Annotated in this window: 13 protein-coding genes; 6 read left to right on the forward strand and 7 right to left on the reverse strand. The window is 33.2% G+C overall.

Annotated elements, in window-relative coordinates:
* The first annotated feature begins 11 nt into the window (after positions 1-11).
* Together TD18_RS05650 and TD18_RS05655 are read left to right on the forward strand one after the other, a co-directional pair.
* Positions 12-668: an endonuclease III domain-containing protein gene (locus TD18_RS05650; RefSeq protein ID WP_040249659.1), complete on the forward strand. Its 657-nt coding sequence runs from the start codon at positions 12-14 to the stop codon at positions 666-668.
* A 66-nt stretch (positions 669-734) separates the two neighbouring features.
* Entirely contained in the window at positions 735-1286 is a 552-nt protein-coding gene (locus TD18_RS05655; protein WP_040249662.1) for a hypothetical protein, read from the forward strand.
* 28 nt (positions 1287-1314) lie between these two features.
* Here the strand turns inward: TD18_RS05655 and TD18_RS17375 are convergent, their stop codons facing one another.
* Complete coding sequence (locus TD18_RS17375) at positions 1315-1458, reverse strand: hypothetical protein (RefSeq protein ID WP_162835790.1); 144 nt, start codon at positions 1456-1458, stop codon at positions 1315-1317.
* A gap of 57 nt (positions 1459-1515) precedes the next feature.
* Positions 1516-2100 (reverse strand): RNA polymerase sigma factor, encoded by a 585-nt coding sequence (locus TD18_RS05660; protein WP_040249664.1) that lies wholly within the window; start codon positions 2098-2100, stop codon positions 1516-1518.
* Between the two features lie 230 nt (positions 2101-2330).
* Between TD18_RS05660 and uvrA the strand changes: the two genes are divergently transcribed.
* Complete coding sequence (gene uvrA, locus TD18_RS05665) at positions 2331-5114, forward strand: excinuclease ABC subunit UvrA (protein WP_040249666.1); 2784 nt, start codon at positions 2331-2333, stop codon at positions 5112-5114.
* On the opposite strand, the gene TD18_RS05670 is transcribed toward uvrA, so the two are convergent.
* Entirely contained in the window at positions 5111-6208 is a 1098-nt protein-coding gene (locus tag TD18_RS05670; protein WP_052461055.1) for a DUF3667 domain-containing protein, read from the reverse strand. The two genes, uvrA and TD18_RS05670, sit on opposite strands and share 4 nt — an antisense overlap.
* A gap of 222 nt (positions 6209-6430) precedes the next feature.
* On the opposite strand from TD18_RS05670, the gene TD18_RS05675 reads away from it, so the two are divergent.
* Both TD18_RS05675 and TD18_RS05680 read left to right on the forward strand, forming a co-directional pair.
* Positions 6431-7111 carry a hypothetical protein gene (locus TD18_RS05675; RefSeq protein WP_040249668.1) on the forward strand — a complete coding sequence of 227 codons (681 nt, stop codon included), beginning with the start codon at positions 6431-6433 and terminating at the stop codon, positions 7109-7111.
* 173 nt (positions 7112-7284) lie between these two features.
* Positions 7285-8457 (forward strand): hypothetical protein, encoded by a 1173-nt coding sequence (locus TD18_RS05680; protein ID WP_040249670.1) that lies wholly within the window; start codon positions 7285-7287, stop codon positions 8455-8457.
* Between the two features lie 105 nt (positions 8458-8562).
* Here the strand turns inward: TD18_RS05680 and TD18_RS05685 are convergent, their stop codons facing one another.
* Genes TD18_RS05685 through TD18_RS05700 form a run of 4 tightly spaced genes read right to left on the reverse strand, consistent with a single transcriptional unit; the run spans position 8563 to position 14124 of the window.
* Entirely contained in the window at positions 8563-10023 is a 1461-nt protein-coding gene (locus TD18_RS05685) for a polysaccharide biosynthesis C-terminal domain-containing protein (RefSeq protein ID WP_040249672.1), read from the reverse strand.
* Positions 10024-10042: 19 nt separating this feature from the next.
* Positions 10043-11338 carry a glycosyltransferase family 4 protein gene (locus tag TD18_RS05690; protein ID WP_040249673.1) on the reverse strand — a complete coding sequence of 432 codons (1296 nt, stop codon included), beginning with the start codon at positions 11336-11338 and terminating at the stop codon, positions 10043-10045.
* Positions 11325-13781: a YfhO family protein gene (locus tag TD18_RS05695; protein WP_040249675.1), complete on the reverse strand. Its 2457-nt coding sequence runs from the start codon at positions 13779-13781 to the stop codon at positions 11325-11327. Before TD18_RS05695 ends, TD18_RS05690 begins: the two co-directional genes overlap by 14 nt.
* 28 nt (positions 13782-13809) lie before the next feature.
* A complete protein-coding gene (locus TD18_RS05700; protein ID WP_316931626.1) occupies positions 13810-14124 on the reverse strand; it encodes a DUF4834 family protein in 315 nt (104 codons plus the stop codon).
* A gap of 66 nt (positions 14125-14190) precedes the next feature.
* On the opposite strand from TD18_RS05700, the gene TD18_RS05705 reads away from it, so the two are divergent.
* On the forward strand, positions 14191-15177 hold the full coding sequence (locus TD18_RS05705) for a transporter (RefSeq protein ID WP_040249679.1): 987 nt from the start codon (positions 14191-14193) through the stop codon (positions 15175-15177).
* The last annotated feature ends 1 nt before the right edge of the window (position 15178 follow it).

Here is a 15178-nt window from a genome sequence, read left to right on the forward strand (position 1 = left end):
AAATACGACTTATGACCAAGCAAGAAAAGGTAGATTTTGTTATTAATACGTTAAAAGAACTATACCCAACCATACCTGTTCCTTTAGATCATAAGGACCCATACACATTGCTTATTGCAGTGCTGATGTCTGCCCAAAGTACAGATGTTCGTGTTAACCAGATTACACCTCTCCTTTTTGCCAAAGCTGACAACCCTTATGATATGATTAAACTATCAGTTGAGGAGATTAGAGAAATCATTAAACCTGTTGGTCTGTCGCCAATGAAAAGTAAAGGTATTCATGGCTTATCTCATATTCTTATTGAAAAACACAATGGAAAAGTACCACAAACGTATGAAGACTTAGAAGCTTTACCTGCTGTCGGACATAAAACTGCAGCAGTTGTATTGTCGCAAGCATTTGGGATTCCTGCCTTTCCTGTAGATACCCATATTCACAGATTGATGTATCGATGGAATTTAACTGACGGTAAAAATGTAGTACAAACGGAAAAGGATGCCAAACGCTTATTCCCAAAAGAATTATGGAATGATTTACATCTTCAGATTATTTGGTACGGGAGAGAATACTCGCCTGCAAGAGGCTGGAACTTAGACAAAGATATTATTACAAAAACTATTGGAAGAGCTTCGGTACTCAAAGACTATTACTCTAAAAAAAAATAATTGTCTTAGAGCTTTCATGGTATAACATGGTATAATTATTGAAGCTTATATTGAAATTAACAATTCATGAATCGCTTAGTATTTCTGCTTTTTATTTTAGTTTTCTCTTCATGCATTCCAACCCAAATTGCTCCAAAATTTAAGAATAAAACTTACAAAGTTACCTTAGCTAAAAAATTTGAAAGAACCTTAGAAAGAGAAATGGCCTTCATATTTAAAGACCCTAAGGATGCTGAAGAGTTTTACAAGTACCTTAATAAAAAGTTTCAACTACAACATAAAGATGTTGGCACTAATGTACCATTTCAACTAAATAACGAAACGCTTTATTTAAGTTATACCGAAATTAGCAGAAATGACACCTCCATAAATCTTCCTTTAGTCGCAGTTGATGCAAAACGTCAAGCAAATGGAAATTCTTCTTTATTTGAACGTAGTCATACATCAAACAATGAACATTGGTATATTGTAATAACGGTCTATGACGAGCAAATAGAAAATTGCTTAAAGAATACGCATCGTTTAAAAGACAAAACCATTGAATATCTAAAAGCTTTACAAATGGAATATTTTAAAGTACAGAACTACGATGAACTTTTACTAAACAAAAAGTCCTGATGACTAACGAATCAGGACTTTTCAAAATTTAGTTTTGAAGTGCTTCAAACTTCAAATTATTATAATGTATAACACTTAAAGCCTTCGAATAATTTAAAAGAAACTCAATTGTTTCTTTTTTTGGGTTAAGGTTGTCTTTTTTTTGGGGACATTCAGAGTAAAGTTTTGCCATTTTACGTTTTTTTGTTTGTTATATCTCAATAAACGCAGGAAAACTAAACTTATTGTATCAATTTGTTAAAATGATATTATTTTTATCTATGACCTTCCTTAAATTAATAAGTGCATAACGCATTCTTCCTAACGCCGTATTAATACTAACTCCCGTTCGCTCAGAGATTTCCTTAAAGCTCATGTCTTTATACATACGCATCACTAGCACTTCTTTTTGGTCTTCAGGAAGCTCCTCAATAATGCGTCGTAAATCACATTCTACTTGATCTTTTATAATTTGTTTTTCTGCATTTAGAGTACTATCACCTAAAACAGAAAAAATGCTAAACTCTCCAGTATTGTCAAATTTTGGCATCCTATTATTCTTTCTAAAATGATCGATAACAAGGTTATGTGAAATACGCATCACCCAAGGTAAAAATTTACCTTCTTCATTGTATTTACCAAGTTTTAAATTCTTGATTACTTTAATAAAAGCGTCTTGGAAAATATCTTCAGTAATATCTCTATCAAATACTTTGGAATAGATAAAACTATAAATTCTTTGTTTATGTCTGTTGATTAGGACTGATAGAGCACTTTCGTCTCCATCCATGTAGTTTCTAACTAAAACAGCGTCTGTGATAAGTTCGTGTCTCATAATTATTACTTTATTGCAAAGAATAAATCTTAGCTTGGGGTTAAACGTTATAAAGTAATATTATGAAATAGGCTTCTCTGTTTTAATATGTTATGAACCCAAATATAACAACAATCATTCCGAAATTCCAAAAAAAACTAACAAACTTTAACATTTTAATAAGCAATAATCCATTTTATTGGATAAAATACTTATAGTATCTTTGCACATCTTAATTTGCGCAAACTCCTATGAATACTAACATTTTAGACGTTAATCCTAAAGAAAACATCATTATTAAAGGTGCGAAATTGCATAATTTAAAAAATATCGATGTTATTATACCAAGACAAAAACTGGTAGTTATTACGGGTTTATCAGGCTCAGGAAAGTCTAGTTTAGCATTCGACACGCTTTACGCAGAAGGCCAGAGACGCTATGTAGAAAGTCTTTCGAGTTATGCGAGGCAGTTTTTAGGACGCCTTAACAAACCAAAGGTCGATTTTATTAAAGGTATCGCTCCAGCTATTGCCATAGAGCAAAAAGTGAACTCAACAAATCCAAGATCAACAGTTGGTACATCCACAGAAATTTACGACTATTTAAAGCTATTATTTGCCAGAATCGGAAAAACCTATTCACCTGTTTCTGGAAATCTGGTTAAAAAGCATCGCACGAAAGATGTTTTAGATTTGGTGAGATCTTTTGACGAACGTGAAAAACTTTTACTCCTTTCGCCCATCAGTTTGGAAGAAGGACGCACTATGGAAGATAAGCTCAATGTGCTAAAACAACAAGGTTATGCCAGAATTCAATACAAAGAAGAAGTTTTAAGAATTGATGACGCCGTTGATAAAAAACTCAAAAAAGATATTTTCCTTGTTGTCGACCGTATAGTCGTTAAACACGAAGATGATTTTTATAACCGATTAGCAGATGCCATTGAAACTGCTTTTTTTGAAGGTAAAGGCACGTGTATTATTGAATCGCTTTCAGATAAAAAACGTGTTGAATTTAATAACAAGTTTGAATTGGATGGTATGGTATTTCTAGAACCAAACGTGCATTTGTTTAGCTTCAATAATCCCTATGGTGCCTGCCCTAAATGTGAAGGCTACGGAGATGTTATAGGTATTGATGAAGACTTAGTCATCCCAAACACAGGACTATCTGTGTATGATAATGCTATATTTCCTTGGCGAGGTGAAAGTATGAGCTGGTACAGAGATCAATTGGTCAATAATTCGCATAAATTTGATTTTCCCATTCATAAACCTTATTTTGAATTAACGTTACAGCAAAAACAGCTTATTTGGGACGGAAATCAATATTTTGAAGGTCTAAATTCTTTTTTTGCAGAATTGGAATCTAAAGCTTACAAAATTCAAAACCGTGTAATGCTGTCACGTTATAGAGGCAAAACAAAATGTAGCGTATGCCACGGAAAACGACTTCGTCCTGAAGCTAATTATGTTAAAATAGGACAAACTACTATTACAGACTTAGTAGAAATGCCACTCAATAAACTTGTTAATTTCTTTGAACAGCTAAATCTTAACGACTACGATACTACAATTGCTAATCGATTATTAAAGGAAATCACCAACAGATTGTCGTTCCTTACTAATGTTGGATTAGACTATCTCACTTTGAACAGAAAATCTAACACCTTATCAGGTGGCGAAAGTCAACGAATTAATTTAGCAACGTCTTTAGGGAGCAGCTTAGTTGGCTCAATGTATATTCTTGATGAACCAAGTATTGGACTACATCCAAAAGACACTCAAAAACTGATTAAAGTTCTTAAAGCTTTACGTGATTTAGGTAATACTGTCATTGTTGTAGAACATGATGAAGACATCATGCAAGCTGCAGATGAAATTATAGATATCGGTCCAGAAGCTGGTACTTTTGGAGGTGAAGTGGTTGCAACAGGATCCTATAAAGATATTTTGTCATCTTCGTCACTAACGGCTAAATATCTCAATGGTGAATTAGAAATTGAAGTCCCAAAAACTAGAAGGTCTTCCAAGTACCATGTTGAAATTATAGGCGCACGAGAAAACAACCTTCAAAATATCGAGGTCACATTTCCTTTAAATATGCTAACGGTCATTACTGGTGTTTCTGGAAGTGGAAAAAGTACACTCGTTAAAAAAATACTTTTTCCTGCATTGCAAAAAAAATTAACCGATTTTGGAGATAAACCTGGTCAGTTTACAGAACTAAAAGGAAATTTTAGTAACATAAAACATATTGAATTTGTTGATCAAAATCCAATCGGACGATCATCACGTTCAAATCCTGTGACTTACATTAAAGCTTACGATGACATAAGAGCTTTGTTTGCTAGACAAAAATTGAGTAAAATCAGAAATTATCAAGCCAAGCATTTTAGCTTTAATGTTGATGGAGGACGTTGTGAAACCTGCAAGGGTGAAGGTGAAGTGACTATAGAAATGCAGTTTATGGCAGATGTGCATTTAACTTGCGAAACATGTAATGGCAAACGCTTTAAAAAAGAAGTTTTAGAGGTAACATTCAACGGAAAATCTATTGATGATATTCTTAATCTTACTATTGATGATGCCATTTCGTTTTTTACAGAACATAAGGAAACAAAAATTCAAAGCAAACTGCAACCTTTACAAGATGTTGGCTTAGGCTATGTCACTTTAGGGCAGAGTTCTTCTACACTTTCTGGTGGTGAAGCTCAGCGAATAAAGTTAGCTTCTTTTCTAGGGAAAGGCTCAAAAAGCGACAATGCCTTATTTATTTTTGATGAACCAACAACTGGTTTACATTTTCACGATATCAAAAAATTATTAAAATCGTTTCAGGCTTTAATTGAAAAAGGACATTCTATAATCGTAATTGAACACAACATTGACTTGATTAAATGTGCAGATTACATTATTGATTTAGGTCCAGAAGGTGGAGAACGTGGCGGACAATTAGTAGCTCAGGGAACTCCTGAAGAGATTGTTAAAAACAAAAACTCCATTACCGGAGAATTCCTAAAAGAAAAACTTTAAGAGGCTAAAAATGAAAATGCCATTAGTATACCTGCTGTAGTTGGCAAAACTAGCATCAAAAACACAAAACTTATGAAGCCGCTTTTAACCCAAGTTAGAAACCAATGCTGTTTATAAAATCGAATCAGTGCAATTAAAAAATATACATAGGTAGACAACGCTATCAACCAAGTAATCCACGCTGGCATGTCTTTAAATAGATAGTTGATTCCAAATAGAATACTAAAAACCATAAATAAAAATGAAAAATAATAAAAACTGAACACCAAATGGTGTACATAATTTCCTTTATTGTAGTAAAATATCTTCAGTATCAATGCAAAAAAAGGAAGCAAGAAAAACATCGAAATAGGTATACTATCAAAAAAAGCTTGAACAATAGATCCTGCACCTTTCCCTTCTGCCAAACTTAACATTCTGGTATAGAGACGTCGCTCAATAAAGCCTGCATCATCAGACATGCCCATTTCTTTATAAATGACTTCCTTATCCGCGCCTACAGCCAGTAAAGAATCTACTTTCTCTTTATCAAAATCCCATGAAGTATTCAGGTTTTTTGGTTCAGCAGCTTCTAATTTAATTAATGAATCTGCCATTTTCAAATCGGAATCTTTAAGCCCTAAAATCTTCTGATTGTCTTTAATAGGTTTCATGATTTGTTGAATTTGAACAGAATCCAATTCAGATGCTAACGAATCCTTAGCTTTCGGTACGAATTCAGATTTGACAACTTTTTCGTTAATAACATTGGCTTCATGAACTAAGTCTCTTGTGCTAAAAGACATAATAAAAAAGAAAATCACGGAAATAAATAAATACATCTGAGCTGGATGCAAATATAAAAGACGCTTACCTTCCAAAAACTTTTCGGCCAAGTAACCTGGCTTAAACATTAAAGGCACAAAACTTTTTAAAAAACGTGCATCAAACGAGAAATAATTACTAATAGTATTGTAAAACAAAACACCTATAGTAAGCCGATCATTTGTTTTTTGTCCACAATTTGGACAAAACTCAAATGCTTCTTCTATTATAGAATCACAGTTTTGACAATGCAAAGGTTCATTCGCTGTGACTAATTCTAGGTCTGCCATTTTAACTATTGGTTAGTGATATAAATGTAGTGAAAAATTAAATGTTATTGATTGAAGTTGCACTTATGAAATAGTTCATCAAGCAAAAAAACCGCATAATATGCTGAATATCAATAAACTGTATTTTTGGCACACATATTGAATAATTACAAACATATCTTAAACACCTATAAGTTTCCAAACGAGTTGGAAATACATGGTGAAATCTAAAAACCTATAATTATGAAAAAGCAATTACTTTTTATTGCAACGATGTTACTAGGATTAACATCAGCATCAGCAACAACAGCAGGATATGCTGTTTCGAATGGGGAAGATTTCAATAATACGCGTTATCGTTTTGCCGAACCTATTTTGTTCATTGAGCGTGGTGTAGAATTTTTAATTTTTCCAGATGGAAGTTTCGATTTCAATACTGAACTTGTATACAATACATCACACGTCTATTACAGATCGAATACACGAAGAAGTTCAGTTAACACGACTTACGGTGCTCCTGGAACAATTAACAGGATACATTATTCTAACCCAAGACCAACAGGTGTTCTTATTACACATGACAGTCAAGGTAAAGTACGTAGAATTGGAAATATCTTTATTAACTACGACAGAGAAGGAAGAATTAAAAGAGCTGGCTCAGTATATATGAGCTACCAAAGAGGGAACGGTTTACTCAAACAAGTAGGCGGATTGCACGTTAACTATAATCGTTGGGGAGAAATTATTCACCTTACAGGAATTGTGAACCATTATAATGCAAATTTAAATGGTGGTGTTGGTTCAGTATATGGTGGAAACAATTTTATCGGAATTAATGATATAGATCAGTACGATGACGATTTTTATTACTACAGAAAAGATGGAACAATAAAAAAAACGAAAAAACACAAAAAAGTTAAATAATAATAGCTCATTCGCTAATTGAAAGCGTTCAGCTAGACAATCCCAAAGCGCTTCCCCAAGCCTTTGGGATTTTTTTTATTTAAAACTTTGAATATCAATATATTAATTAGCTTACATGTTTTTTGGCACGTTAATTGTTTAGAATTACATGTAACAATAAAACCCTTACAATTATGAAAAAATTAGTTTTACTTATGACTGTCTTATTCCTCGGAGGAACAACAGTTTTCGCTACCAACAACACATCAAACAATTTTGTTAGAGGTTATGGCAATTCTTTCATTTTTGTAGAAAACGGGATTGAGTTTTCAATCTTCCCTGATGGCCAGTTTGATTTTTACATGCAAAATTACGGACCTGAAGTAAGTGTTGGTGTCAATGCTCCTGGAGTGTCGATAAGCTTTAACTCTGGTTATGATTATAATCCTTATGTACAGTACGATGACTTTGGGGCAATTATTCAAATTGAAAACACACCAATCTTCTATGATTATTATGGTCGTGTTACCCAAGTTGGTAATGTAAACATTCATTATAATAACTTTGGTCGCGTTGCAAGAGTTGGAGGACTATATGTTCATTATAACAGTCATCGCGTATTTACTCACTATACAGGTTATATAAATATTTACAACAGAGCTTATGTATATAGACCTTGGCATAGTTATTATGTGATTCCTCCAGTAAATTATTGTGTAGTATATGCAAGACCATACAGACAATATTATACACCTGTTAGACATACGTATTACAGACCATACAGAGATAACTACAGACAACCTGTAAGAGTTAATAGTCGTCGTAATACAGTGGCAACAACTAGCAGAAGAGGAAACAGTATTAATACAAGATATCGTCAAGAAGCTACAACTAGAGGTAACAATAGAAGTATTAGAAGCACAACTAACAGAGGAACAAATACTCGTGCCCAATCAAATACTAATGATACTAGACGTTCTAATGGTAGAAGCTTATCAACTAATACGAGAAGCAATAATAACAGCAGAATTTCTACATCAAATAACAGTATTAGAAGCGCAAATGATATGAGTTTATCTACGACAACTAGAAGAACTAATGATAGAAATACTACAAATACAAGACAAAATGTGACCAGAAGCACTAATTCTGTGTCTAACAATAGAACAAATACTAGAACGGTTAAAAAAAATACGACCATTAGAAAACCAAAAACCTCTAATTCTCGTATATCTAGTAACAAGCGAAGTACAAGAACAACAAGAGCTGTAACTCAAACTAGTGGTAGATCTAATTCTAGAGCTACAACAGCAAGTTCAAGAACAACGCAAAACCGTTCGGGTTCAAGAACTAAAAGAACAAGATAAGTTCGAAAGATTATAAATTTTTGGTTGGTTAGTGGAACTTCCCATAAGAGTATGCCTCAAAGCACCTTGTGGGATTTTCCCATTTATAGCATTAAATGAAATTCTTTACCTATTCAGCCTTAAGTAAGTGTTGAACATATCTGAAATATCTTCTGAAACTTTAAGTTTATAAATTAAATATGCATATACAATGCCAATAGCCATAGATTTTAGAGTTATATTAATGTAAGGGTTAAAAGGAAATTCCCAAAAATAAAAGACTAAAACACAAAGTATAAGTAATCCTGAAATTTTTAACGTCTGAATGGTAAAAGGCTGCATACCATATTTCAATTTAACAAATATCACTTTAATAGTGTTATAAACCGCAACTGCAATTAAAGTTGCAACAGCCGAACCATTTATGCCATATAAAGGAATTAAGATCATATTGAGCACTATGGCACTTATAGCCAGTATAACTCCAAAAACCAAAACCATTCTATAATAATCGCTATTGAATAAAATAGCATTGTTATTTCCTAAGAGATTGTCATAGAGTTTAGCGATACTTATCAAAAAAACTACGGATATTCCACCTGAAAATTCTTCTGGAATAATATGATATAATTCGTTTACATTCAATACAATCAGTAAAAAAATAAAGCCACTGATAATATACAAGGTAAGCGAGCTACGTTCATATAAATCCTTCAATTCTTCTCTATTATTGTCGTTGATAAATTTGGCTGTCAGAGGCATCATAATTTGATGCATGGCACGTTGCGGAACTGCAATTACAGTTGCAATAAAAACAGCCACACTGTAATAGGCGACTTTTTCGATTTCGATATAATTATTCAACATAAATTTATCGATATCTAAAATCATAGTTGCAATCGAGCCTGCAATAATTATCAGACTGGAATACTTTAAAATAGAACTAAGTTTATCAATTTTATAAAACCTGAATACTGGAAGCCTGATATAAAACGCATTAACTAACATGGCCAACATTCTTAACACGTACACACCAACTAATCCAATTAGAAATTGCTCAACAGTAATCCATTCCAAATACAAAGCAAACAACAAAATCATTACACCTACTCTATGAAACACTTCTTTCATAAAATTGCCAAACACAGTTTTCATTTGCACTTTTACCCAAGCGAAAAAGACTTCAAAATAAGCCATTGCCAATGCTGTAATAAAAATATACCAGAGGTAATCACCAACAATATCATTTTTTTGAGATAACCAGTTTGCAATAGAGTCGTAACTGATATAGCCAATAATTCCTATAGGAATTGTTAAAGCCAAAGGCAGAAATAACATTAAGGTCATAAAGCTGTTGAGTGAATTCTTGGTTTTAAATGTAGAATAAAATTTAATGAGTGTGTTTTGAACACCAAAAGCCATCAAAGGCATCATAATGTTAGCTGTAGATAAAATATAAGCGACCAGACCATAATAGGTATCACTCATAAATTCGGTATAAAGGAATAAGGTATTAATAGCACCAAGTCCGAAACCAAGATATGTGGTAATTGTGTTTTTAAACGACTGGTTAATGACTATTCCCATATATTAAAATTCTAAAATTTTAAAGCGAATCTTTAAGTACATCTGAAAGCGTTTTTGTTAATGCCTTTCTACTGTATTGCTGCAAACCAATAGCATTTACTGATAATGAATTGGTATTATAAGCTTCAAAATACGACAAAATCTGAGATTTAATAGCTTGCTTTTGATTATAGTAAAAGTACTGACCTGTATTCGTGGTCTTTAAAATCGTCTCAACATCTGAATCTTTCGGACCAACAGCCAGAATTGGCGTATCTGAAGCCATGTACTCAAACAATTTTCCTGGAATAATAACTTTGGTATCTTCGGAATCGATTTCAACCAATAACAATATTCTGGAGCTCATTTGTGCCATTATTGCTTCATCATGTGACACATAACCTAACCTTTGAACATGATTACTTAATCCGTACTGCTGAATCGTCTGTAAAACTTCATCGCTCACAAGTCCTATGAAATGTAATTGAAATGCTTCTGAAAACGTTCGATTTTCGTTTACCAACTCGCTCATTGCTTCCCATAACATCTTTGGATTACGTTCAGACAACAACGAACCAATATGTGCTATCGTAAATTTTGAATCTTTCTCTGGTCGCTCAATTTGATGAGAATCATAACCGTTTGTTATTACAGTTATCGGTTGCTTGGTTTTTAATACAAACTCTTTTTTTGTATTCGCGCTAGTCACTATAATGTGATCAGCTGTTTGTAAAACTTTTGATTCTAAATTTTTATGTTTCTCAGAAGAGGATTTTGTCAATTTTAACTGCTTGTGATAGCCAATGGTCGTCCAAGGATCTCTAAAATCAGCCAACCAACTTATATTGTGTTTTTCTTTTAACTGAAGTCCGATAAGATGCAAACTATGTGGTGGACCAGTGGTAATTATTGTATCAATTTTATGTTTTGAGATGTATTCTGAAAGAAATGATACTGAAGGTTTCACCCAGTTTTTACGTGCATCAGGAATGAAAAAATTACCACGAATATAAAGCATTAATTTTTGAATAAACGTCTGCTTTTTCTGCTTTGGTATAACACCAGAACTAATTTGCTTTGAACTCTTTTTAGATAACAAATTAGCCAAAGCGTAAGGTTCTTTGATAGGCTGTTTTAAAACGGTAATTCCTTCTGAAACCTCATTCTCCAAGCTATTATCAATAATTGGGTAACTCGGATTTTCCGGGCAATAAACAATAGGTACGATACCAAATTCTGGAAGATACTTTGCAAATTTTAACCAACGTTGTACTCCAGGTCCTCCTGCTGGTGGCCAGTAATACGTGATGATGAGTGCTTTTTTATGCACTTTCATTGGTTCTTTTTTTAAACGCAACAAAAAATCCACCAAGTACTAATATTCCGAATAAGATGGAACTTGCTAATGCTATACTGCTTCCAGTTTTTACAACTTGTGGTTCAAATTTAAATTCGATGGTGTGTTCTCCAGACGGAATTACCATTCCTCTTAAAACATAATTTACACGTTGATGAGATACTTCCTGTCCATCTAAATAAGCTTGCCAGCCTTGATCGTAGAACATTTCTGAAAATACAGCAAAACCTTCATTTGGGTTTGAAGTGTTATATTTTAGATAATTCGGCTTGTATTCTGTTAATTTGATAGTTGCAGTGGAATCAACTATATATTGTTTTGTGCTCAATAATTCAGATGTTGTAACTGCTTTAACAGCTGTATTTAAACTATCCAGAGCTTTTATTTCTGCATTAGCAGAGCCAACATTTTCTAAATCATTGATAAACCACGCATTTCCATTTGCGTCTTCATTGGTATAAGGAAACACCTGACCTTCTTCTTCTGCAATGATGTATTTTGTATTAAGCATATTTAGTACATTCATATTATTTCTGGCAATATGAAAATCGTACAATTCATCAAAACGTTTTAGTTTTGCAGCATGATAACCATTCAATGAATTATGAAAATACGCTGCTCTTGCTGGAGCTCTACTGCCTTCCGAAGAGAAATCTAAAACTCTAAAATGACCTTTGTCTTTCAAAATTTCCTTATCTGCGGCATTTGCCTGATATGGCTTTTTAACTTTGAGAGCTGAAACAAAATTATCGCTGTTTACATAACGTCTGTCAACTCCTACCAAATCAAATACAAGCAAAGCAGCAAACACAACAATCACTAAAGTTTCAGAAAGTTTTTTTCTTAAAAACATAAAAATTGTTCCGGCAGATAATAGTACTAAAACAAGTGTTCTTAAGGTGTCTTGAGCAAAAAAGGATTTTCGGTCCTCTCGTAATGCTTCAACAAACGCTTCACCAAATTGTCCGTAAGCCTGTCTGTAATACCCATCATTTCCACCAACAAAATCAACACCCATAAAACCAAGCGACGATTTAAACAATAAGAATATTAGAGCAATACCACCAGTTATTATGGCCGAATACTTTAAAGCTCTCAATTTGTCTTCGTCCTTTTCAAATTGATTAAACAATCGTGATAATCCGAAAATAGCCAGGACTGGTATACATAATTCTAATATGACCTGAATAGAACTTACAGCTCTGAACTTGTTGTATAATGGCACATAATCAATGAAGAAATTAGTAATAAAGGCAAATGGCTCGCTATCGCCATAAGATAAAATTAGGGATACTAAACTTCCTCCTACCAGCCACCATTTCAATCGACCTTTAACTAAAAAAAGTGCAAATACAAATAAAAATAATACAACTGCGCCAACATAAGCTGGAGCTTCAACAATAGTTTGATTTCCCCAATATGTAGGTGTGTTTTTTGTTTCGTTTAATGCTTCAATAGGACTAGCACCAATTCCGGTGAAAAATTTATACATTTCCGAATCTTTGCCAACATCTTCTCCACTTCCACCTCCTAGGAATCTAGGAATATACAAGTTAAACGTTTCTAAAATTCCGTAGCTGTATTCGGTAATATAATCTCTACTCAAACCTGAAGTAATTTCTCGTGGAGAACCATCTGGATTGATAGTTAATTCACTCTTACCACGTGTACTTTCTTTAACGTACTCTTGAGTTGCTAACACATTAGTGGCATTTAAGGCTACTGAGAGAATTGCTGCAACAACCAGTATTCCTAACGATCTGAAAAAATGTGGTAGTAGCTTTTTCTTATAGGCATCAATAAGATACGCGATACCTAAAACAATGACTAATAGCATTAAATAATAAGTCATCTGAAAGTGGTTGGCACAAATTTCAAGTCCTAAAGCAACGGTCGTTAATAGAAATCCAAATATATATTTTTTACGGAATGTTAGTATGATACCACTTAACACTAAAGGCATATATGCTATAGCATGAGCCTTACTATTATGACCAACTCCAAGGATGATTATGAGATACGTAGAAAACCCAAATGCCAAGGCTCCCAATGCAGCTAATTTGTAATCAACTTTTAATACAAGTAATAATATGTAAAAACTTAAAAAATAGATGAATAGATAATCTGCTGGTCTAGGTAAAAACCGAAGAGTTAGGTCTAATTTTTTAATGTAATTGTGTGGGTATTTTGCACCCAATTGATAGGTAGGCATGCCTCCAAAAGCGCTGTTGGTCCAATAAGTTTCCTGACCCGTTTGTGAATTAAAATCTTTCTGTTGTTGCGCCATACCAGTGTAATGCATGATATCACTTTGAAAGATTTGTTTGCCTTGTAAAACAGGACTAAAATATGCTAAAGAAATAACCACAAAACCAATTAGAACTAAAAGGTGTGGCAGATTTTTTTTGAAAGATAATGGCATGGAATAGAATTATCAATGAACCCGAAATTTACTCAATTTCTTCGTAATCTACATATTCACCAACACTTTTATCTGAAGTTTTGTGTTGCTGTGGAACTTTATCAATAACTGTTTCTCCTTCTTTATGTTTGGTATTCTGATGCTGTTGTTGTTGAAACTGACCTCCAAATTTTTCTTGCATTTTTTTAGACATATACCTTAAGAAATATGGTGCTAAAAGGCGTGACAAAATTTTAATCCCATAATATACCAATAGAATGATTAAAATAGTTCTAAAAAAACCCACGAATGATGCTGTTTGTAACATAAATAGATATTTCAACAAAAATACAATTATAAGCATTTAAAAACAGTTTTAAATACTTAAAAAAAATATAAAATCTCTATATTTGAATTAAATCAAAAGCCTATGAATTTCATCAAAGTATACTTTACCTTACTCCTAGTTTTCGTTTCTCATTCTGTTTTTGCACAATATACCGAAGTTATTAATTCTAACAGACCAGGAGTATCTAGAAGTGCTTTTTCTGTTGGAACTAACGTTGCCCAGATTGAAGTTGGTCCTTACATTATCAAAGAGGAACATACACCTTTAAAGTATGATGTGTCTGGTTTTGGAGTAGATTTTGCTGCGCGTTACGGATTACTTTTTGAGGAATTAGAAATCAATATTGAAGGAATTTATCAAAATGATACTTGGACGGACAATAGAGGTTTTTTAGTTGAAGAACGTAAGCGTTCAAATTTTAAGAATTTTGCAATTGGAGCAAAATATCTCGTATATGATCCTTATAAAAATGCAGAAGATGAAAAACCTAATTTATACAGTTACCATGCCAACAGATCATTTAAATGGAGCTCTTTAATTCCTGCAGTTGCTGTGTATGCTGGAGCAAATTTTGACACCAAGATGAATTCATACTTACCACCAGGCATAGAAGGTTTCAGTCCTAAAGTCATGATCGCTACTCAAAATAATTTCTCGGGTGGTTGGGTATTTGTAATGAACCTAATAAAAGATAGAATTGGAACTGACTTTTCTGAATTTCAATACATTCTAACTTTAACACACTCTTTCAATCCTCAATGGGTTATTTTTGCTGAAACTCAAGGCATCGATAGTGAATATTATGCCGATAATTTATTTCGTTTTGGTGGTGCGTATTTATGGAGTAAGGACTTTCAACTTGATACAGCATTAACTTTAAACACAAAAGATACACCTTCAGTTTTTAGTGTGAATTTAGGCATCTCCTACCGACTTGACTTTCACAAAGACAAAGAAATGGATAATGGAAATTCTAAAGAGGATGCAGACAATCGAAAGCCTAAAAAGAAAAAGAAAAAAAAGAAGAAAAAAGATGATGTTGACTTTGACGATGATGGAAGTATTTAAG

Origin of the sequence: Psychroserpens mesophilus, assembly GCF_000826645.1 — a bacterium.
Lineage (GTDB): Bacteria > Bacteroidota > Bacteroidia > Flavobacteriales > Flavobacteriaceae > Psychroserpens > Psychroserpens mesophilus.